This window comes from Flavonifractor sp. (genome assembly GCF_019422385.1).
GTDB classification, from domain to species: domain Bacteria; phylum Bacillota; class Clostridia; order Oscillospirales; family Oscillospiraceae; genus Flavonifractor; species Flavonifractor avistercoris.
On the sequence record NZ_JAHZDL010000022.1, the window covers coordinates 1 to 20,844 of the forward strand.

General features: G+C 67.7%; 20 protein-coding genes. 2 read left to right on the forward strand and 18 right to left on the reverse strand.

What is annotated here, in order from left to right; all coding sequences use genetic code 11:
- The 7 genes from QZ378_RS04750 to QZ378_RS04780 form a co-directional block, all read right to left on the reverse strand.
- On the reverse strand, positions 1 to 380 hold a 380-nt coding region (locus tag QZ378_RS04750; protein ID WP_291257480.1), incomplete at its 3' end, for an FAD-dependent oxidoreductase.
- Positions 381 to 402: 22 nt separating this feature from the next.
- Positions 403 to 1,311 (reverse strand): AEC family transporter, encoded by a 909-nt coding sequence (locus QZ378_RS04755; RefSeq protein WP_291257481.1) that lies wholly within the window; start codon positions 1,309 to 1,311, stop codon positions 403 to 405.
- 2 nt (positions 1,312 to 1,313) lie between these two features.
- On the reverse strand, positions 1,314 to 2,624 hold the full coding sequence (locus QZ378_RS04760) for a lactate racemase domain-containing protein (protein ID WP_291257482.1): 1,311 nt from the start codon (positions 2,622 to 2,624) through the stop codon (positions 1,314 to 1,316).
- A 21-nt stretch (positions 2,625 to 2,645) separates the two neighbouring features.
- Positions 2,646 to 4,166 (reverse strand): galactarate dehydratase, encoded by a 1,521-nt coding sequence (gene garD / locus QZ378_RS04765; RefSeq protein ID WP_291257483.1) that lies wholly within the window; start codon positions 4,164 to 4,166, stop codon positions 2,646 to 2,648.
- 16 nt (positions 4,167 to 4,182) lie between these two features.
- The gene (locus QZ378_RS04770; protein WP_291257484.1) at positions 4,183 to 5,688 is read right to left on the reverse strand and encodes a tripartite tricarboxylate transporter permease; all 1,506 of its coding nucleotides are present in this window, start codon (positions 5,686 to 5,688) and stop codon (positions 4,183 to 4,185) included.
- 19 nt (positions 5,689 to 5,707) lie between these two features.
- Positions 5,708 to 6,160: a tripartite tricarboxylate transporter TctB family protein gene (locus QZ378_RS04775; protein ID WP_087239895.1), complete on the reverse strand. Its 453-nt coding sequence runs from the start codon at positions 6,158 to 6,160 to the stop codon at positions 5,708 to 5,710.
- 113 nt (positions 6,161 to 6,273) lie between these two features.
- Positions 6,274 to 7,392, reverse strand: a complete 1,119-nt coding sequence (locus tag QZ378_RS04780; RefSeq protein ID WP_191529575.1) for a hypothetical protein — start codon at positions 7,390 to 7,392, stop codon at positions 6,274 to 6,276.
- Between the two features lie 467 nt (positions 7,393 to 7,859).
- Between QZ378_RS04780 and QZ378_RS04785 the strand changes: the two genes are divergently transcribed.
- Positions 7,860 to 8,735, forward strand: a complete 876-nt coding sequence (locus tag QZ378_RS04785; RefSeq protein WP_291257485.1) for a hypothetical protein — start codon at positions 7,860 to 7,862, stop codon at positions 8,733 to 8,735.
- 101 nt (positions 8,736 to 8,836) lie between these two features.
- On the opposite strand, the gene QZ378_RS04790 is transcribed toward QZ378_RS04785, so the two are convergent.
- Together QZ378_RS04790 and QZ378_RS04795 are read right to left on the reverse strand one after the other, a co-directional pair.
- The gene (locus tag QZ378_RS04790; RefSeq protein WP_191380358.1) at positions 8,837 to 10,714 is read right to left on the reverse strand and encodes a PrpR N-terminal domain-containing protein; all 1,878 of its coding nucleotides are present in this window, start codon (positions 10,712 to 10,714) and stop codon (positions 8,837 to 8,839) included.
- A 102-nt stretch (positions 10,715 to 10,816) separates the two neighbouring features.
- The gene (locus QZ378_RS04795; RefSeq protein ID WP_191529578.1) at positions 10,817 to 12,151 is read right to left on the reverse strand and encodes an enolase C-terminal domain-like protein; all 1,335 of its coding nucleotides are present in this window, start codon (positions 12,149 to 12,151) and stop codon (positions 10,817 to 10,819) included.
- Positions 12,152 to 12,444: 293 nt separating this feature from the next.
- On the opposite strand from QZ378_RS04795, the gene QZ378_RS04800 reads away from it, so the two are divergent.
- Entirely contained in the window at positions 12,445 to 13,380 is a 936-nt protein-coding gene (locus QZ378_RS04800) for a D-2-hydroxyacid dehydrogenase (protein ID WP_291257486.1), read from the forward strand.
- A gap of 13 nt (positions 13,381 to 13,393) precedes the next feature.
- Here the strand turns inward: QZ378_RS04800 and QZ378_RS04805 are convergent, their stop codons facing one another.
- The 9 genes from QZ378_RS04805 to QZ378_RS04845 form a co-directional block, all read right to left on the reverse strand.
- Entirely contained in the window at positions 13,394 to 13,867 is a 474-nt protein-coding gene (locus tag QZ378_RS04805; protein ID WP_191380355.1) for a holin family protein, read from the reverse strand.
- Positions 13,868 to 15,247 (reverse strand): N-acetylmuramoyl-L-alanine amidase, encoded by a 1,380-nt coding sequence (locus QZ378_RS04810; protein WP_291257487.1) that lies wholly within the window; start codon positions 15,245 to 15,247, stop codon positions 13,868 to 13,870.
- Positions 15,240 to 15,656, reverse strand: coding sequence for a hypothetical protein (locus QZ378_RS04815; RefSeq protein WP_291257488.1), 417 nt, complete (start codon positions 15,654 to 15,656; stop codon positions 15,240 to 15,242). The genes QZ378_RS04810 and QZ378_RS04815 overlap by 8 nt, the downstream gene beginning before the upstream one ends.
- A 17-nt stretch (positions 15,657 to 15,673) precedes the next feature.
- Positions 15,674 to 16,111 (reverse strand): hypothetical protein, encoded by a 438-nt coding sequence (locus QZ378_RS04820; RefSeq protein ID WP_291257489.1) that lies wholly within the window; start codon positions 16,109 to 16,111, stop codon positions 15,674 to 15,676.
- Entirely contained in the window at positions 16,108 to 16,389 is a 282-nt protein-coding gene (locus tag QZ378_RS04825; RefSeq protein WP_291257490.1) for a toxin-antitoxin system toxin subunit, read from the reverse strand. Before QZ378_RS04825 ends, QZ378_RS04820 begins: the two co-directional genes overlap by 4 nt.
- Entirely contained in the window at positions 16,383 to 17,495 is a 1,113-nt protein-coding gene (locus QZ378_RS04830) for a hypothetical protein (RefSeq protein WP_291257491.1), read from the reverse strand. The genes QZ378_RS04825 and QZ378_RS04830 overlap by 7 nt, the downstream gene beginning before the upstream one ends.
- A gap of 72 nt (positions 17,496 to 17,567) precedes the next feature.
- On the reverse strand, positions 17,568 to 17,828 hold the full coding sequence (locus QZ378_RS04835; RefSeq protein WP_291257492.1) for a hypothetical protein: 261 nt from the start codon (positions 17,826 to 17,828) through the stop codon (positions 17,568 to 17,570).
- 245 nt (positions 17,829 to 18,073) lie between these two features.
- Positions 18,074 to 18,982: a glycosyltransferase family 2 protein gene (locus QZ378_RS04840; protein ID WP_191379803.1), complete on the reverse strand. Its 909-nt coding sequence runs from the start codon at positions 18,980 to 18,982 to the stop codon at positions 18,074 to 18,076.
- A 2-nt stretch (positions 18,983 to 18,984) separates the two neighbouring features.
- Entirely contained in the window at positions 18,985 to 20,829 is a 1,845-nt protein-coding gene (locus QZ378_RS04845) for a glycoside hydrolase family 13 protein (protein ID WP_191529287.1), read from the reverse strand.
- Positions 20,830 to 20,844: the final 15 nt, after the last annotated feature.

Consider the following 20,844-nt stretch of genomic DNA (forward strand, 5'->3'; position numbering starts at 1 on the left):
TCCATCCGCTTGCGGTCGATGAGCTCCAGGCCCTTCACGCCGTTGGCCTCGCCCCGGGCCATGAAGTGCTCCAGCCGCTGCCGGTGCTCGTCGGTGAAGCCCACGATGAGCTTGCCGGTGCGCTTAAAGGGCACGTCCAGCTCCTGGGCCACGGCGTCGAACTCCTGGTTGCCCTCCACGGCGCAGATGGCCTTGAGGGAGCCGGTCTTGTAGAGGAACCCGGCGTGGAGCATGCCGGTGTTGCGGCCGCTGGTCTGGGTGCACACGTCGCTCTCCTTTTCCAGCACGGCGATGCGCAGCTTGTACCGGGACAGCTCCCGGGCAATGGCGCTGCCCACCACGCCGCCGCCGATGACGACCACGTCGTAGGACTGCTGCATAGGCGTTCCTCCTTTCGCGTTTTTACAGGAACAGGGTGAGTATGGGGACGGTGACCAGGCTGGTAAGGGTGGAGAGAAACACGCACTTGGACGCGAACTGGGCGTTGGCCCCATACTTCTGGGCCAGGATGGCGGTGGTGGAGCCGATGGGCATGCCGGTGAGGGCCACGGCCACCCCGGTGGTCAGGGGGTCCACCCGCAGCAGGGTCAGGCCGGCCAGGCACAGGCCGGGTAGCAGCAGCTGCCGCACCGCCACCAGATAGAAGCCCCGGGGGTCGATCACCGTCTTCAGGGGCACGTCCGCCAGGATGGCCCCCACCAGGGCCATGGCCACCGGGGAGGTGCAGGCCCCCAGGTTGTCCACCGCCGTGTCCACAAAGTGGGGCAGGGGGAGCTGGAGGAACATCCGCACCAGGCCGATCTCCACGGCGATGATGCCCGGGTTGGTCATGACCTTCTTGAAGGCGTTCTTGGGGTCGGCCTGGGTGAACAGGGAGATGCCGGCGCTCCACATGAGGATGCGGGTGGGGATGATGAACAGGGAGCCCAGGAAGAGCCCCTGGTCCCCGTAGGCCCCGCTGACCACCGGCAGCCCGGCGAAGCCGGAGTTGCTCACCAGGGTGCCGTACTGGAGGATGCTCTTCTCCTCATAGGGGAAGCGGTTGTAGAGCACCTTGCCCAGCAGCAGGGCCACGCAGGCCATGACCAGGGCGATGGCCACCGACGCGGCCCCCTGCTTCAGGGTCTCCAGGCTGAAGGCCATGTGGAAGGACTCGAAGATCATGCAGGGCAGGGTGACGAACACCACGAAGTCGGTGAGCTTATCCCGGGCCGCGTCGTTGAAGATGCCTGCCTTGCGGCACCCGAAGCCCACCGCCATGTAGATGAACAGCACCGTCTGCACGTCCGCCATTTTGAAAAAGCTGTCCATGCCTACGCCTCGATGGGGGTGGTCAGGGCCCCGGACGGGTCGAAGGAGAGCTCCTCCGGCTCTGACCGGGCGATGAGGCCCGGCCATTTCCCGGCCAGCACGTCCCGATAGTAGGCCTCGCTGAGCATGATGCGGCCGATGTGCAGGCTGTTGGGGATGCGGATCACCCGAACCCGGGCGGGGTCGATGCCGTTGCAGGTGCGGATGCACATCTGGACGGCCTCCTTGTCGGTGGCCACCACACAGGGGATGCGGGCGGAGGTGAGGACGGTGGAGGTGATGCAGTTGGGATACATCATCTCCGGGTCGATCTTGTCAAAAAACCGCTTGGTGATCACGTTGGCCAGGCCCACCCCCAGGGCGTTGCCGTGGCTGGCGGCGCTGAGATCCAGGAAGCAGGTGCGCTGGACTTTCACGCCGCCGTGGGCGTAGGGGGTGGAAAAGGTGCCGGTGATGTTGGGATCCACCCCGGTGCCGGAGTAGTTTTTCCCCGTCTCGTCCACCACCAGCACGTCGCCCTCGCCCACCAGCAGGGAGGGCATGCGGGCGAATGCCTCCTTCAGCAGCTCGGGCTCCCGGGTCAGGATGTCGTCCCTGTCGATGGCCTCGATGCGCCAGGTCTGGTCGTAGGCGTTCTCGATGCAGGGGATGGCGAAGAGGATGGGGGCCTTTTCCAGCACCACTTTGGCCATGGAGGGGATGTTCTCGCCGATCTTGTCCATGCCGGCGGCGTGAACCCGCTCGGCCCCCCTCTGCTTGCCCAGGCCCACGGTCATCATCTTGCAGGGGCCGCTCTCGTAGGGGCCCCGGAAGGCGTTGTGGGGCTTGAGGCGGCAGGACAGGATGATGCCGTCGGCGCTGCAGGCGTTTTTGTCCAGGTACACCGGCATGCCGGTGCCGGAGACGCCCAGCTCCACCACCTCCATGCTGCTGCGGATCTCGCAGCCCATGGTGTCGGGGGTGATGCCGTAGCCGGCCAGGATGTCCAGCTGGCCCTGGGCGGTGGCGCCGCCGTGGCTGCCCATGGCGGGCACGATGAAGGGGACGGCCCCCCGGGCCTTGACGAAGTCCACCACGGCCCGGGTGATGATGTCCACGTTGGCGATGCCCCGGCTGCCGGCGGTGACGGCCACGGTCATGCCGGGCCGGATTTTGGAGCGGAAGGGCTCTCTGGAGAGCTCACGCTCCACCACAGAGGGTATTTCCCCGGGTGCGATATGCTCCCGGGGAAATACCTGTTCCGCCCGGAACATGCGGGGAATGGCCACGTCGGCCAGCAGGCGCGAGACCACGCCCCCCTGTCTGATTTCCATGCGAAACAAACCTTTCCGTATTTAAGTGATGGGCGCGGGGTTGAAGATGCACAGGTCGTTGTGGAACCCGTACTGGTCGGAGTAGGGCTGCTTGATGCCGCTGGCCACGTCCAGGATCAGGTGGAACAGCTCGGTGCCCACGTCGGCGATGGTCTTCTCCCCGGTGGCGATGGGGCCGGCGTTCACGTCGATGAGGTCGAACCAGTGCTCCTTCATCTCATTGCGGGAGCAGACCTTGATCACCGGCGCGGCGGCCAGGCCGTAGGGGGTGCCCCGGCCGGTCATGAAGACCTGCAGGCCGATGCCGCTGGCCAGCTGGGAGGGGCCGCAGACGATGTCGCTGGCGGGGGTGGCGGCGTAGATCAGGCCGTGCTTGTGGGGCTTCTCCGCGGGGGAGAGCACCTCCTCGATGGGGGCGGTGCCCGACTTGGCGATGGAGCCCATGGCCTTCTCCACGATGTTGGCCAGGCCGCCCTTCTTGTTGCCGGGGGTGGGGTTGGCGTCCCGATCCACCCCGCCGGCGTCCAGGTAGTCGTCGTACCACTTCATCTCGGCGGCCAGCTTGTCGCGGGCGGCCGCGTCGCGGCAGCGGGCGGCCAGCAGGTGGACGCCGTCCCGCACCTCGGTGACCTCGCTGAACAGCACGGTGGCGCCGCCCTTCACCAGCATGTCGGCGGCGTAGCCGGCGCTGGGGTTGGCGGTGAGGCCGGAGAAGGCGTCGCTGCCGCCGCACTGCATGCCGATGAGCAGCTCGCTGAGGGGCAGCTCCTCCCGGCGGCGCCGGTTGAGCTTCTCCAGCTTCTTCTCCGCCATGGCCATCAGGGCGTCCATCATGGCGTCGTGGCCGGGGTAGTCCTGGAGGGTGAGGGTGTTCTCGGGGGTGATGTCCTCGGGGGGCAGCACCATGTCGTAGGTGAGCTTTTCACAGCCCAGGCCCACCACCATCAGCTCCCCGCCGAAGTTGGGGTGGCGGATGAGGTTGGTCACCGCCCGGATGGGGATGTGGGCCTCCCGGGCCTTGATGGCCACGCCGCAGCCGTAGGGGTGGTTCACCGCCACCACGCCGTCCACGTTGGGGTACTTGGGCAGCAGCTCGCGCTTGATGCGCTCCACCGCCACGTTGACCACGCCGGCGGCGCACTGGACGGTGGTGACGATGCCCAGCAGGTTGCGGGTGCCGGCGGGGCCGTGCTCATTGCGGTAGCCCAGCCAGGTGGTGCGGGGCGGGTCGGGCAGCTTCTCCGGGGGGACGATGTTGGTGCCGTAGGGCATGTCGTCCAGGCCGGGGGACTGGGGCAGATCCAGCATGTGCTCGTTGATCCAGGCCCCCACGGGGATGGGATCCTTGGCGTAGCCCAGAACCACCCCGTAGCGGATGATCTCTCCCCCCTTGGGGATGTCGGTCAGGGCGATCTTGTGGGCCTGGGGGATGTCCTGCCGGGTGATCACGCCGGGCATCACCTGGGTGCCCGCGGCGATGTCCTCCACGGCGATGGCCACGTTGTCCTCGTCCTTGACCTTGATGTACAGCGGTGCGCTCACAGCGCGACCCCCTCTCTTACTTTTTGGCGGCGGCCTCTTCCGCGGCCTGACGCTTGGCCTTGCGGTTGTCCAGCACGGCGTACACGACGGACAGGATGATCAGCGCCCAGATGACCCAGGCCATGGGGCGCACGAACAGGCCGGTGAGATAGCCGTTGTAGGTGGTGAGCACCTGGATGAAGTAGTCCTCCAGATCGCCGCCCAGGATGAAGCCGATGAGGAAGCAGGACACGGGGAAGTGGAACTTCTTGATGAGCAGGCCCACGATGCCGAAGACCAGCAGGCACCATACGTCGAACATGCGGCCGTTGAGGGTGGCGTAGGCGCCCACGGTGCACATCATCAGCACCACGGGGTAGAGCCGCTCCTGGGGGATCAGGATGATCTTGGCCAGCAGCTTCACCGGGAAGAACATGACCAGGTACATCAGGATGTTGCAGCACAGCAGGGCCACCAGGATGGTGTTCCAGATCTCCGGGTTGTTGGTGATGAACAGGGGGCCCACCTGGATGCCCTGGAGCATGAAGGCGCCGATGAGCACGGCGGTGGTGGAGTCGCCGGGGATGCCCAGGCTCAGCAGGGGCACCAGGGCGCCGCCGGTCAGGCCGTTGTTGGAGGTCTCGGAGGCGATCAGGCCCTCGGGCACGCCGGTGCCCAGCAGCTCGGGGTGCTTGGACCAGCTCTTGGCCTGGGAGTAGGCGATGAGGGAGGCCGCGGAGCCGCCCACGCCGGGGAGGATGCCCATGAAGGTGCCCAGCAGGGCGGAGCGGATGACGTTGATCACCTGGCCCTTGAAGTCCCGGAAGAAGTTGAACTTGACCTCGTTCTTGATCTCCAGAGTGTCCTCCTTGCTGTAGGAGGCGTGCATGCCCGTCTCGCACTGCTCCAGCATCTCGGAGACGGCGAACAGGCCGATGAGCACGGGGAAGAGCTGGAAGCCGCTCTGCATCTGGCTCTCCAGGAACTTGGGCACCATGCGGTACATGTTGTTCACGGAGAACTGGTTCATCATGGCGATGAGCACGCCCAGCATGCCGATCCAGATGCCGCGGAGCATCTGGCCCCGGGACAGGGCGGCGATGACGGTGAGGGCGAAGAGGATGATGAGGAACTTCTCCACGGCGGAGAACTTGATGGCCCAGGCGGCCAGCACGGGGGTGAACAGGGCCAGCACCACCAGGGAGATCATGCCGCCGATGAAGGAGGAGGTGATGCCGACCTTCAGGGCCCGCTCGCCCTGTCCCTTCAGGGCCATTGGGTGTCCGTCAAAGGTGGTGCACACCGACGAGGGGGTGCCGGGGATGTTGATGAGAATGGCGGGAACCAGGCCGCCGGAGATGCCGCCCACGTAGAGGCCCAGCAGCAGGTAGAGGGCCATCTCCATGGAGTAGGCGTAGGTCAGGGGGAGGAACACGGCCACGGCCATGGTGGCCGTCATGCCGGGGATTGCGCCGAAGATGATGCCGATGACGACGCCGAACAGCGCCACGGCCAGATATTCAGGGCCAAAAGCGAATGGCATAAACGTTCACCAGCCTTTCTCAGTACAGGATGAAGCCCAGGGACGGAATCTCGATGGTGAAGAGTCCGGAGGGCAGGGTGATTGCGAACAGGGTGCCGAACACGATGCTGATGAGCAGGCAGGCCACCACAGAGATGATCACGCTGATCACATGGTACTTGGCGCTCTTCAGCTGGGCCTTGTTGGCAAACAGGGTGTTGAACAGATACAGGCAGATCATAGACCAGAAGGTGAAGCCCAGTTTGTCCAGGAAGAAGAAATAGACGATCATCAGCACGATGCAGCCCCAGAACTTGAACTTGTCATAGTTCTCGGCGAAGAAGCGGCCGGGCTTGGCGAAGAAGCTGCCGCCCGCCTTCACCCGGGCCCGGCCCTCCAGGGCGATGAGCAGCACGCCCAGGATGACCAGCACGCCGATGGTGATGATGGGGAAGATCCAGTGCTGGGTCGAGTACTCTACGTTGATACGCATCTCGTTACCTCTCTTTCATCAGGAATGGGAGGGCGCCCCGCCGAAGGGCCAGACTCCGGCCGTGCCCCGGCGGGGCGCCCGATTCCATACAGGTGCGGTGGAAAGGGCGAGGATCAGGTCAGCTCGTCCAGGGTGGGGGCCACGTCGATGATCTCCTGGGCGATGGCGGCCTTGTTCTCGATGAAGGCGCGGGAGGCCTCCAGATCGGCGTCCTCGGCGGTGACGTTGCTGTACAGCAGGTTGGCCATCTCAGCCTGGAACTCGGGGTTCTCGGAGACCTTCTGCATGGCGGCGGTGATCTCGTTCAGGATGCCCTCGTCCATATCCTGGGGGAAGAGCATGAAGAAGTCCTTGTCGAACACGAAGGGCTCGCCGTTGAAGGTGATGCCGTCCTCCTCCATGGAGATGACGCCGGAGCCCTCCAGATCGCCGCAGGTGTCGAAGAGCTTCATGGCCAGCTGGGCGTCCACGCCCTCCTTGGTGAACTCCACGCAGGAGGAGTAGTCGGCGTAGATGATGTCGGCGTTGCCGTCCCACAGGCGCTGCTTCTTCTCGTCGGTGGTGCCGCCCACCAGGGCGCGGACGCGGGAGGCGACCTCGTCGCCGTACTGCTCCTGCACCCACATGTACCACACCACGAAGTCCAGGTGGGAGGCGGAGCCGGACTCGATGTTCACGGTGATGGTGGCGTCCGGGTTGTCAGCCAGCCACTGGGCGGCCTCGCTCAGGTTGTTGTAGGGGGCGTCGGCGGGGGCCACGAAGCAGCCGCCGGGGTTGATGCCGATGCGGGGGCCGACGGTCAGGTTGTCCAGGGAGTACTGCTCACCCACGGCGCCGAACAGGACGCTCAGGTAGGCCATGTCGTGGAACATCATGATGGTGGTGCCGTCGCCCTTGGCCTTGGAGATGGTGTCCAGAGCCTGGGCGTTGCCGATGGCGTCCACCTTGCCGTTGAAGCCCATCTCCTCGCCCAGATAGCGGGTCACCATGTCGGCGATCATGTAGGAGTCGCCGCCGGTGGAGGTGGAGCCGATGACCACGCGCACGCGCTTGCCCTTCAGGCTGCTCTCGCCGGAGGCGTTGTCAGCGGGGGCGCTGCTCTCCTCGGTGCCGGAGCCGGTCTCGCTGCCGCTGGGGGTGCTGCTGGTGCCGCCGGTGCCGCCGCAGCCGGCCAGCAGGCCAACCGCCATGGAGGCGGACAGGAGCAGAGCAATCAGTTTTTTGAACTTCATTGTTCATTCCTTCCTTTCATTCTCTCAAATTTGTCGCTGCTTGCATGGGTTTTGGGTTGCTGAAATGAGTTGCTGAACTGGGAACCGCTTCACTACCGTGCATATCATAGCAGGATGGAAGGCCGGATTTCTATTCGCAAATAGCCTTGAATCGCGGTGAAAAAATTGTAAAGTCTGTCGCCAGTTCATCAAATTGAACGGGATTTTTCAAATTACCCCGGAAATCGTTTCATTCGTGAAATCATTATTTCTCCATTTTTTGTAAAATCCTGGGATCTTCCCGTTGTTTTTGATAGTCTGCAATAAAATCAGAAATATTTTTTGGTTAAAACATACAATCCGCACCGGGCTCCGGTTTGGCGCACAATCCCTTGTCTCCGGCGGAGAACTCTGATACACTGAATCTGGCGGCCCGACGGCCGGGCCCCGCAGTATTTCAATTCGTATCATAAAAGGAGCGTCTGGCGATGAAAGCGGAAAACCTGGAACTGGTGGACGGCCTGCGCCGTCAATACCGGCGGCTGCGGCTGCTCTATCTGGCCTACCTGGCCGCGGCGGTGCTGGCGCTGATCTTTTTCTTTGTGGACAGGCGGATTACCCTTGTCCTGGTGGCGGCCAGCCTGATCTACCACCTGGTGGTGGTGCGCCCCGCCGGCAGGGCCTATCAGCGCGCCTTCATCCACGCCTGCGGGCAGTACACCCTGGCCCGCCGGCTGGAGGAGCCCCGTCACACGGCGGAGCCCACCCTGGCCGAGGAGGAGCTGCGCCGGGCCAGGCTGGTGGCCGCCAGCGAGGCCAAGGGCTCCGTCCTGATCAAGGAGGGGGGCGCCGGCCGCTGGCGGAACCGGCCGGTGCGCCTGGGGGACGCGGGCTTTACCAACGCCTTCCCCATGGACGGAAAAACCCACCACGAGTTCGTGGTGGGCACCTGGGTGACGGTGGAGCTGGGCCGGGACACCGGCCTGGACTGGCGGCTCATCCAGGAGCGGGTGATGATGAAGCCCTCCCGGGACGTCTGGTTCCGCCGGGAGTCCGGCCTGAAGCGGGTGGTGGGCTTCGGCCCGGACTGGATGGAGGACGGCACCTGGTACGCCCTCCGGCCGGAGGGCACCCCCGACGTGCCGGGGCACGAGTTCCTGGCCGCCCTGCGCAAGCTGGCCGAGGGCACCGACCGCCCCCTGGCCGTGTGCGTCCAGGGAGACCGGCTCCACGTGTTCGTCACCAACCGGATTCTGGGGCAGAAGGTGTCCAGCCGCATCGCCCCCACCGACGCGGTGGCCCGGGTGGACTTCCTGCCTGAGCTGGACGGGATCCTCAGGCTCTCCGACACCCTGGCGAAATAAGGCAGACACGCAAAGGCGCGCCTGCGGGCGCGAACTCTGCGAGACTTTTTCGACACGCTGAGCAAGGCGCGCCGCCCATACGGGCGGCGCGCCTTTTTCATTCACGTGCCGTAGTGATCCTTGACGCCGTACTGCTTCATCCGCCGCCACAGGGTGGTCTTGCTGATGCCCAGCTCGGCGGCCGCGGCGGCGCGGTTTCCCCCGTTGCGGGAGAGAACCTCCGCCAGGCGGGCCCCCTCGGAGTCCGGCAGCTCCTGGGTCTGGGCCCCCTCGCTGCGGGCGGTGGAGACGGGGTAGAGCTCCTGGAGCAGGCCCATCACATAGCTGGCGTTCACCGTCCGGGAGGGGGCGGTGAGCACCATCCGCTCCAGGAAGGCCCGCAGCTGGATGTAATTGCCCGGCCAGGAGTAGTCGTTGAGCCGCTTGCGGGCCTCCTTGGTGAGCACCACGTAGCGCTTGAACTTCACCACGCAGTCGTCCAGGCACATGTCGATGGCCTGGTTGAGATCCTCCGGCCGGGTGCGCAGGGGCGGCAGGGCCAGCCGCAGGGGGATGAGCAGGTAGTACAGCTCCGCCTGGAAGGCGCCCTCCTCCACCAGCCGGGCCAGATCCCCGGTGGTGGAGGCGATCACCCGCACGGCGGACGGGGTGGGGGCCGCCTCCTCGGGGAGGTGGACTACCCCCTCCCGCAGCAGGCGGCACAGCACCCGCTGGCCCCCCTGGGTCAGATGCTCCAGGTTGTCCAGGTAGAGGGTGCCGCCGTCCGCCGCCCTGCCCGCCTGGGCCAGGAGGGCCCGCTGATCCGCCTCCCGGGCGGCGCAGTCGAAGGTGACAAAGGGCCCCCGGGCACAGGGGCTGGTGTTGTGGATGCTCTGGGCGAAGAGGGACTTGCCGCTGCCCACCTCCCCCCAGAGGAGGATGGGCTGCCCGGTCTCGGCAAAGGAGCGGGCCAGCTTGACCAGCCGGGACATCTCCCGGCTGGTGTGGCTCACGTCCTCGAAGCGGCCGTGGGCCAGATAGCGCTGGAGGCGGTACCGCTCCCGCAGGGCCCGCTCGCCCTGCCGCTCCATCTGCTGCATCTCATAGAAGGAGAAGACCATCCCCTCCACCGCGTCCAGATCCGCCACCGGCGCGGCGTTGGCCACCACGTACACCCCCGCCACGTTGAGCACCGAGGCGTAGAGCTCCCGCCGCTGGGTCAGGGCGTCCAGCCACAGCTCGGCGTCCTCCCGGGGCATGAGGGAGGCCAGGGGCTGGCCCTCCAGCTTGTCCCGTTCCAGCTCCAGGATCTTGCAGGCCACGTCGTTGCTCCGCACCACCACCCCGTCGGGATCCAGCTCCAGGATCCCGTTGAAGGAGTAGTCCAGCAGGGCCTGGAGGTGGGCGGTGTTGCGCCGCTCGGTGTCGGTGATGAGCCCCACGCTGCGGGCGTGGAGCAGGCTGGTGCGCAGGGAGTCCTCGGTGCCCTCGAAGAACAGGGTGCGCTTGCCCAGCCGGCGGCAGTAGGCGTTGACGAAGTCGCCCCCCAGAATCACGTCCATCCCGTCGGCGATAGCCTGCTGGGCCCCCCGCTCCATCTCCTCGTTGCCCTCCACGAAGTAGGTGCGCAGCTCGATGTCCAGGATATCCTCAAACCCCTGGATGCTGCCCACCATGTTGGGGATGGTCACCACGCCGATGCGGGGCCGGGCCCCCTGGGGGGCCAGGCGGCGGGCCCGGTGGAGGAGCCGGGCGATCTCCAGGCCGGTGAGCTGGATCTCCACCAGGGGGAAGTCGGTGTGGGCCCGCAGGATGGAGGCCTGCCGCCCCCGGGCCACCAGAATGTCCGCCCCCAGCCGCCGGGCCTCGGCGGCCACCTCCAGCACCTGCTCGGTGCTGGTGGACTGGTTGAGCACCACGTCCATCCCCAGCTCCCGGGCGATGCGCCCGGCGGGCTCCACCATCTCCATCCGAGGGAGGAGCAGTCCGAATTTTGCCATGAGGTGCCTCCTTCCGGCCGCCGCGCGGCCCGGGTTGTCAAAAAAGCGGCGCCGCCTGGGAAATCCCGGGCGGCGCCGCCGTCTAAACTCTGCCGTTGACCCTCAGCGCACCAGGCAGGGCCGCTTGGGGTCGAACTTCCAGCCGGGGATGAGATACTGCATGCCCACGGCGTCGTCCCGGCCGCCCAGGCAGTTGTCCAGATAGAGCTGGTGGGCCTTCATCAGCTGCTCCCGATCCAGCTCCACGCCCAGGCCGGGCCGCTCCGGCAGGTCGATGCAGCCGTCCACGATCTGCAGGGGCGCCTTGGTGAGGCGCTCCAGCCCCTCCTGCCAGATCCAGTGGGTGTCGATGCCGTTGAGTTTGCCGGGCACGGCGGCGGCGCACTGGGTCATCATGGCCAGGGAGATGTCGAAGTGGTTGTTGGAGTGGCAGCCCCACATCAGGCCGAAGTCGTTGCACATCTGGCCCACCCGGACGGAGCCGGCCATCGTCCAGAAGTGGGGGTCGGCCAGGGGGATGTCCACGCTGTGCAGGGCGATGCAGTGGCGCATCTGCCGCCAGTCGGTGTCGATCATGTTGGTGGCGGTGGGCATGCCGCTCTCCTGGCGGAACTCGGCCATAATCTCCCGGCCGGAGAAGCCGCCCTCGGCGCCGCAGGGATCCTCGCAGTAGGCCAGCACCTTCTTCAGCTCGGGCGCCAGGGCCAGCGCGTCCTTCAGCAGCCAGCCGCCGTTGGGATCCAGGGTGATGCGGGCCTTGGGGAAGGCCTCCTTCAGGGCCTGGACGGCCTTCAGCTCCTCCTTGCCCTCCAGCACGCCGCCCTTGAGCTTGAAGTCCTCAAAGCCGTACTTGTCGTAGGTGGCCTTGGCCAGCGCCACGATGGCGTCGGGGGTGAGGGCCTCCTCGTGGCGCAGGCGGTACCAGGCGCAGTCGGAGTCCGGCTCGGAGTAGTAGGGCAGGTCGGTCTTCTTCCGGTCGCCCACGTAGAACAGGTAGCTCAGGAAGCGCACCCGCTCCCGCTGGATGCCGTCGCCCAGCAGGGCGGCCATGGGCACCTCCAGGTACTGGCCCAGCAGATCCAGCAGGGGGGTCTCCACGGCGGTGACCACGTGGACGCCGGTGCGCAGGTCGAAGGTCTGCTGTCCCCGCACGTCGTCCTTGATGTTGGCGGAGAGCCACTCGTTGATCCTGCGCAGGGTCATCTTGTAGTCGGCCACGCTGGTGCCCTCCACCAGGTGCTTCACATCCTCCAGCGCCTTGGTGATCTTCTGGCCGCCGGGCACCTCGCCGATGCCGGTGTTGCCCCGGTCGTCGGTGAGCACCACCACGTTGCGGGTGAAATAGGGGGCGTGGGCGCCGGAGAGGTTCAGTTCCATGCAATCCTTGCCCGCCACGGGAAAGACCTCCATGGCGGCAACCTTCGGGGTATTGGACATAGCAATGCACTCCTTTTTGTTTCAAATGGATGGCCTCGGATGGCTGTTGGCAGTGAGCGGCTCCGAAAGCTTCCTTTGCAAAGGGAACGCATCTGCAATGGATTGTGAAAGCATTGTACCACGGGATGGAACAGAAATCAAATTGGATAAACTGAAGAAAGGCTTAAAAGAACTGATCCATGGCGGGCTTTCTCATATTCCCGCTTATGGATCCCCCGTCGAGGTTCAGTTTTCCGAAGTTGCCCCCCGCCCCAAAGGGTGGTACCATACCCCTGAAAGGAGCGAACCGAACCATGGACAAGATTCTCAACCTGCTCAGCCTCACGCCGGCGGAGAGGGAGGCCTTCCTGGCCGCCGCCCCCGGCGTCTCCCAGCGCTTCGCCGCCGCCGGAGATCTGGACGCCGCCGACTACGCCGGGGCCGAGGTGATCCTGGGCAACCCGCCCCCCGCCGCCCTGAAGGGGGCGGCGGGCCTGCGCTGGCTCCACACCCGCAGCGCCGGGGTGGACGCCTACACCGCCCCCGGCGTCCTGCCGGAGGGGGTTCTGCTGACCTGCTCCACCGGGGCCTACGGCCACTCGGTGTCGGAGCACCTGTTTGCCATGCTGCTCGCCCTCATGAAGCGCCTGCCCCAGTACCGGGATCAGCAGATGCAGGCCCGGTGGCAGGATCTGGGCCGAGCCCGCACCCTGCTGGACGCCCAGGTGCTGGTGGTGGGCACCGGGGATCTGGGCGCCTCCTTCGCCCGGCTGTGCCTGGCCCTGGGGGCTCATACCGCCGGCGTGCGCCGGGATCCCGCCCGCCCCGCCGACGGCATCCAGCGCATGTACGGCTTCTCCGAGCTGGACGAGCTGCTGCCCCGGGCCGACGTGGTGGCCCTGACCCTGCCCCAGTCGCCGGAGACGGCGGGCCTGTTCGGCCGGGAGCGGCTGCTGCGCCTGAAGGAGGACGCCATCCTCCTCAACGGCGGCCGGGGGAGCGTGGTGGACTGCGCCGCCCTGGCGGAGGTGCTGGAGTCCGGCCGCCTGTGGGGGGCCGGACTGGACGTGACCGATCCGGAGCCCCTGCCGCCGGAGCACCCCCTCTGGCGCCAGCCCCGGGCCCTGATCACCCCCCACGCCGCCGGCGGCGACCACCTGCCCGACACCGCCCGCCGCATTGCCGCCATCGCCCTGGACAACCTGGGCCGCTATCTGCGGGGGGAGCCCTTGCGCAACCAGGTGGGGTAAGGGCCCGCCGTCCTCATTCCTCCCCGTCCCCGCCCATGGCGGAGCCCGTCCTGTCCACGCCGCTCTCCAGGGCGGCCAGCATGCGGGCCAGCCAGGCGGGGACAGGCGCCCCCAGGGCTCCCGCGTTTTCCACCACGGAGCCCAGCTCGGTGAGGATGTACCACACCAGCACCAGGACGCTGACGAACACGGTGTACTCAAAGGGCAGCTCCAGGGCGGGAATGTGCGCCAGCGCCAGCCGGATCACCCCGTCCAAAATGGCGGCCACCAGCACGGCCACCATAGACCCCAGCTTGTGCCACAGGCCGTCCCGGGCAATCTTGGACGACCACTCCCCGGAGCGCAGGGCGGCGGCGGAGCCGGTGGCGTAGTCCAGCACCATGCAGCCGATCCAGGCCACCACCAGCCAGCCGAACCACCCCCACAGGGCGGTGAGGCACCCCAGAACCCCCACCGCCGCGGCCTTGATTCTGTTGATGTGCTCCATCTACGCCACTCCTCTCACAAATTCGGCCATCCTGCCGATCAGGGCCGCCACCGTGTCCGCCGCGTACCGGCCCGCTTTCCAGTAGCCGGCGTTGCTGATCACCCCGGCCTCTGCCAGCGTATCCACGTCGGCGTCCAGCCCGGAGGCATCCTCTGCCGGCTCCTGCCACGCCGCCCCCAGCCAGGCGCAGAGCCCCCGGGCGGTGGCCTCTGCCAGCCTGTCCCGGCAGCCGGAGTCCTTCAGCTTTTCCACATCCTCCTTCGAGGTGTGGAAGCCGTACTCGATGAGGCAGGCGGGGGCGTCGGTCTTTGCCAGCACGGTATACATCCGGTGCTTGATGGGGGAGCTGCGCAGGGCCACCCCGGCGGCGCGGAAGGCGTCCGCAAGGGCGGAGGCCAGCACGTTCCGCTGGGCGGTCTCCGGCCCGGCGGAGGTGTAGATCTCCAGGCCGGAGGCGTCATACCACCCGTCGTTTCCCGCGGCGTTGGAGTGGAGGGAGACATAGCAGTCCGCCCCCGCCCGGTTGCTCACCCCGGCCCGCTCGGTGAGGGAGGGGTCGCTGTCCTCCGTCCGGGTGCAGAGCGCGCGCACCCCCTGCCGTTCCAGCAGGGGGGCGATGCGCCGGTACATATCCCAGGTAAATTCCCGCTCCTGATAGCTTCCGTCCGGGGCGCCGTTGACGCAGCCCGGCCCGTGGCCGGGATCCAGGCAGACGGTCTTTCTGCTCACAGGCCTCTCCTCCTGTTCCGGCGGCTCCTGGCCGCTCTCTTTTGTCCAGACGCACAGGTACCCCGCCACCCGCCGGGGGCTGGTGATCCTCCGGCCGCCGCCGAAGTCGCACTGGCTGGAGCCGCCGGAGTCCAGGCCCAGCAGCCGCAGCTGCTCCGCCCTGGCGCACAGGGTGCCGATTCCCACCAGCTCCTCCCGCATGGCGTCCGGTGTGGCGGCGTCCGCCGTGCCGTCGCCGGAGCAGTACAGGATCAGGTAGTCCCCGGCCAGCAGGGCCGCCGAGCGGCCCCGCTTCCCGCCGTACTCGGCGGGGTAGCTGGCGGGCTCCGCCGGGCCCCGGCTGGGGGTGAGCAGCTCCACGCCGGACAGATAGCTCCGCCCCGCCTTGGCCCCCGGCACCACCTCCATGCGGATGTCGGGGCCGGTGTCCCATGTGAGGCCGTAGCCCGCCCAGCCGGCCCGCGCCTTGACCTCCCCGTCGATGCACAGATTGCCCACCGGTTTCCCGGTGTTCATGTTGTAAAACCAGGCGTTGATGATGTACTGGCAGCCCAGAGCCTCCTTGACCTGGGCCATGCTCCGGCCCCCGGCCTCCACCAGGGAGAGCCGGGAGATGGAGGACAGGGGGATAGCGGCGATGCACTTACTCATCGTCGGGCTCCTCGGGGTGCTGGGCCTCCTCCCACTCCTGGCGGGCTGGGCCATTGCCCACGGGGCCGGGATCGGCGGCGGCCTCCATCAGCTCCACCATGCCCGCACAGTCCCCCTCCATCCACAGGGCGCACAGCTCCTTGTAGTTGTCCTGGCACACCCGGTGCCACACGTTGGAGGCGGACATCACGCCAGCCCGCTCCTCGGGGTCAATGGCGTTGTACTGCTCGCCCAGGGCCGCCCAATCGGGGGCAAACTCGTCGGGCAGCGCGGCCATGGGGTTCATCTCCTTGCCCTCCTGCAGGTTGTGGAGCAGCATGGAGCGGCCCACGCTCACGTCCACATTGTTGGCGGTGGCGATGGCCCACGCGGCCGGGGTCAGCTTGGCAAAGTTCAGTTCGGTGATCATTTTTGTACTTCCTTCCTTTATCGGCTTGCGCCGTTGATAACTTCCCACGCCTGGGGGTAGTCGTCGGGGGAGAAATTGGTGTCGCTCAGGCACCTGTAGGTCTTGCCGTCGGTGTAGACCATGTGCTCCCCCGTCCGGTACATGTCGTGGGCGCCCTGCACCGGCACGAAGGGCCGGGCGGTCTCCGGCGTGGTGCCGTGGAGGGGCCGCCAGAAGGTGAACCAGGCGGCGTTCTCCGGGTTGATGTCGGGATAGGTGGCCGTGTCGTGGCCCTGGAAGCACTCCCAGGTCTGCCCCTTGGCGTTGCGGATGTCGCCCACGGTGTAGGCCCCCTCCGCCCAGTCCTCATAGAGCCCCGAGGCCCGCAGCCGCTTGTCGTCGGTGTCGATGGCCGCCCCGGTCAGGTTCTGCCGGGCCACATAGATGGCCGATGCCAGCGCGTCGTATACGTTCACAGTGACAACCCCCTCTGAATCGCTTCCTCGATGTCGTTCAGCCGCTCCTCCGCTGTGGGCTCGGGCTCGGGCAGCGGGGGCGGATCCTTGGGCATGATGCCGGTGAGCACCCCGTCCTGGATGGTCAGATCACAGTAACCCCGGCAGGCCCAGGCGGTGTCCACCAGCTCCTCCGGCACGGCGATCCACCCCTCCATCCAGCACTCGGTGCGGTGGCTCTGGCTCTCCAGGCCGTGGCCGCCGTCCTCTCTGGCCGCAATCTCGATGATGGTCAGCATCCAATCAACTCCTCCCTGATTTTCCGCAGAATCTTCACCAGCAGGCGGCCCAGCTTCTGCCGCCTGCTCTCTTTTTCCCTGCCCCGGCCGGGCGCCTGCTCCACCCACTCCTCCAGGGCGGACAGCAGCCTCCCCGAGCCCCACCGGGGCCCCTCCGTCCGGGCCAGGCTGTCCCCCAGCCGGGCGGTGCGCGCCTCCCCGTCCCGCACCAGGCGGAGCACCAGGGCCCGCAGGGGGTGGGCCGGCATGGGCTTGCGGGGCTGGGCGGCCGCCGCCGGGGCCTTGGGCCGGGGCGGGGCCTCCTCCTCCGGCTCCAGGGCGTGGAAGTGGGTCACCAGGGCCTCCTCCAGGGCCTCCAGGCCCCGCACCTCCACGCCGGTGCCCAGGGTGACGGCCTCCAGCCGCTCCAGCGCGCACCGGATGGAGCGGAGCACCGAGGCGTGATCCACCCGCAGCAGCCTCCCGATCTCCCGCAGGCTCAGCCACTCCCCGTAGTAGAGATAGAGGTACAGCTGCTGCCGGGGCGTCAGCAGGGAGAGCACCGCCCCCAGCACCGCCGGCTCCGCCAGGTCAAGCACCAGGGGCCCCGGCCTCTCCTGGGCCTCCAGGATGGCAAACAGTGCCTTGGCGTCCCGGGCGATTCTGGCCTTTCCTCTCCGCACCGTGCGCGCCACGGCGGAGGGATCCCGACCCGCCTCCCGGGCCGCCTGGGCCGCACTGCGTCCCTTCTCTACCTGGGAGAGGTATTCCCCCTGCTTCTCCGTCACGGCCCGCTCCCGGGCCGTCCTGGCCGCCAGGCGCATCCTGTCGTGCCGGGTGGGGCCCTCCGGCTCCTCCGCGCCCTCCAGCTCCGCCCAGGTCTGGTATTGGAGCCGATCCCACTTCCAGCCGTCCACCCCCGCCCAGGTGGTGCCATGGCTCACCCGGTGGCGGGGCTCCAGCTCCTTCAGCCGGTGGGCACAGTCCGCCAGCTCCTCCTTCAGCCGGGCCAGCTCCAGCCGCAGGGCCCGCTGGTCCCCCTCCCCGGCGGTCAGCCGCGCCTCCAGCGCCCCCCGCTGTTCCCGCAGCGCCCTGGCCCGCGCCCGCACCTCCCGGGCCTCCGACATCTGACTCCCCCTTCCTCCCCGCTGAATGCTGGGCGCTCCCGCGTAGGGCGAGGGCTTGCCCCCGCCGCGTCCTCACTCCAAGCTGTCGCGCCGGGGTGCATACCAGTGGGCGGCGGTATAGGTTCCGTCCCTGGGCCGGGTGTAATACCCCTCGGTGAGCCGGCGCAGCTCCCGCATCTCCCGCAGCATCCCCTCCAGCAGGCGGGCCCGCTGCTCCAGCGCCCTCCGATCCGCCCCCTCGTCCTCCATGGCGGCGCGCACCTCGTCCAGAGCCGCCCGCAATCTGATCGCCGCGTCCATATAGTCCTCTGCCAACTCCTGTAACCTCGCCAAGCATGTCCCTCCCCGGCGGCGGCCCGCCGCCCTGTTCCGGCGCCCCCTCCTCTCCTCCGGGCCCCTCTATGGGATCGGGGGACGGCGGCAAAAGTGGCATGTCCGCGTCTCCCCTGGGGCAAAAAAACAAAAACAGGAACGGCCCGCCGAACGGCGGGCCATTCCTGTTGTGTGTGTGGATAGAGAGAGGTTTGAGAGATGTGAGGAGTTGTGTCTGCAAGCACTTCTTCCTGACGCTTTTGATCCTACTCCTCTTTCTGGAGCCGTTGGTGAACGGACTGTGAACGGGACATAAAGGATTCCTTAAGTTTCCGCTGCCGCCGCCGGCGGGGGCGGCGGAGGGAGACGCTCCCCCCGTCCCGGGCGGCGGAGATCAGGTAGCCGTAGACCTGGAGCTTCTTCTCCTCGTAGAGATCCAGGGCCTGGTAAAGCTGCTTGTAGGCGGCGAAGACGGTGCGCTTCATCTCCACGGTGCGGGCGGGTGTGGCCTGGGTGGCCACCAGGCTGCCCGGCCGCTTCACGTAGCAGTACACCGGCCGGGCGCAGGCGGCGATGAGGCGGGCCCGGCGCAGGTACTCCAGGTTGAACAGGAAGTCCTCGCACCAGCTGACGCCGGTGTCGCAGCGCAGGTGCCCGGCCTCCACAATGGAGCGGCGGTAGAGCTTGTTCCACAGCACGCCGTAGTAGAAGTTGGCCGGGGCCTTGAGCATCTCCTCGGCGTAGTCCTGCCGGGTGAGCACCCGCGCCTCCCGGATGTGGCCCCGGACGGCGGCCCGGCCGCCCGCCACCCGCCAGAAGCGGCCCACCACCAGGTCGGCGCCGGTGGCGGCGGCGGTGCGCACCAGGTTCTCGGTGGCGTCGGGGGGCAGGAAGTCGTCCCCGTCCACGAACTGGAGGTACTGCCCGGCCGCGTGATCCATGCCCCGGTTCCGGGCGGCGGACACCCCGGCGTTGGCCTGCCGGAGCACCCGGAAGCGGGAATCCTGCTCCGCCCGGGCCTCACACAGCGCCAGGCTGCCGTCGGTGGAGCCGTCGTCCACCAGCCAAACCTCCAGGTTCTCCCAGGTCTGGGCGGCCACGCTGTCCAGGCACCGCTCCAGATAAGGGGCCACGTTATATACCGGTATAATGACGCTGATCAGGGGCCGCTCCATCCTCAGCCCTCCGGTTTCCGCGGGGTGAGCAGCCAGCCGGTCATGGGGGGCAGCTCACAGGCACCGGCGGGCAGCTCCCCGCCGGTCATCCAGTCCCGGGCGGGCCAGGGCAGGGTGATGGCCTCCGGCCTGTCGCCGGCGTTGACGGCGGCCAGCACGGCGCGCTCCCCCTCGCCCCGCAGGAAGGCCAGCACCCTGCCCCGGGTGTGGAGCCAGGTCAGCTCCCCACGGCGCAGGGCCTCCAGCTGTCCCCGGGCGGCCCCCAGGGCTCGGTACCAGGCCAGCAGCTCCTCGTCCTCCCGGCCCCAGGGGAAGGTGCGGCGGTTGAAGGGATCCTCAAAGCCCTCCAGCCCGGCCTCGTCCCCGTAATAGATGGTGGGGGAGCCGGGGAAGGCGAAGAGCACCAGGGCCCCCAGCCTGAGCCGGGCCCTGCCCCGCTGGTACTGCTCGTCGCTCATGCGGAAGGCGGCCCGCCAGTCCTTGGAGTGATCCTTGCCGTCGCCCCCCACCCCCAGCAGGGTGAGGATGCGGGGGGTGTCGTGGGTGCCCAGGAAGTTCATGGCGGAGCGCCAGGCGAAGGGGGGATAGTTCTCCCGGATGGTCTCCATGGCCTGCTTGAAGTGGAAGGCGTCGTCCCCCAGCAGGAAGGAGAGCAGGGCGTTGCGGAAGGGGTAGTTCATCAGCCCGTCGCAGTGGCCGCCCAGGATGTGCCTGCGGCGCACGCCGTAGGCGATCTTGTTGGAGCCGTCCTCCCACACCTCGCCGATGACCACCGCGTCGGGCTTGGCCTGCCGGGCGGCCGCATGGATGCCGTGGACGAAGTCGTCGGGCAGCTCGTCGGCCACGTCCAGCCGCCAGCCGTCCGCCCCGGCGTTCAGCCAGCGGCGGATGATGCTGTTCTCCCCGCTGAAGATGAAGTCCCGGTAGGTGGGCTGGCTCTCGTCCACGGCGGGCAGGGAGTAGATGCCCCACCAGGAGTCGTAGTGGTCGGGCCAGTGGGAGAAGTGGTACCAGGGGTAGTAGGGGCTGTCCTGGGACTGGGCGGCGCCCACGCTCTGGTAGGAGCCGTCGCCGTTGAAGTACCGGCTGACAAAGGCCTGGTGGTTGAACACGCCGTCCAGCATCACCCGCATGCCCAGCTGGTGGGCGGCGTCGCACAGGGCCCTGAAGTCGGCCTCGGTGCCCAGCATGGGGTCGATCTTCTCGTAGTCGCCGGTGCCGTAGCGGTGGTTCTCCGGCGCCTCGAACACGGGGCAGAAGTAGAGGGTGTCCACCCCCAGGCCCCGCAGGTAGGGCAGCTTCTCCAGCACGCCGGCCAGGCTGCCGCCGAAAAAGTCCCGGTTGCGCACCTCGCCGTTTTGGTCGGGGCGGTACTCCGGCTCCTCGTCCCAGCCGGTGTGGACGCTGCGCCCCCCCACCATGCCGGTGGGGTCGGGCACCCGGGTGCGGCGGAAGCGGTCGGGGAAGATCTGGTAGGTGACCCCCTCCCCGAACCACTCCGGCACATCCTCCGCCCCGTCGTAGACGGTGAGCTGGTAGGGCCCCAGCTCCTCCTGCCGGCCGTCCAGACCCTCCAGGCGGAAGGAGTACCAGATGAGGCCCACATAGTCCCCGGTGTCCAGCGCCGTCTGGAACACGTCCCGGTCGCCGTCCAGGCCGGCCCAGGTCATGGGCTGCTCGTGCCGCTCCTCCTGCCGGTGCTCAAAGTAGGCGATCAGGACGCCCTTGGAGAACCCCCCGCTCCGGGGCGGGCGGAGGGTCAGCTGAACCACCGTTCCGGAGGGGACGGCGCCGTAGGGCTGCTTGTACCGGGTATCCCGGCTGTCAAAGGTCTGGGCATCACACACAACAAAGGGCTCCCT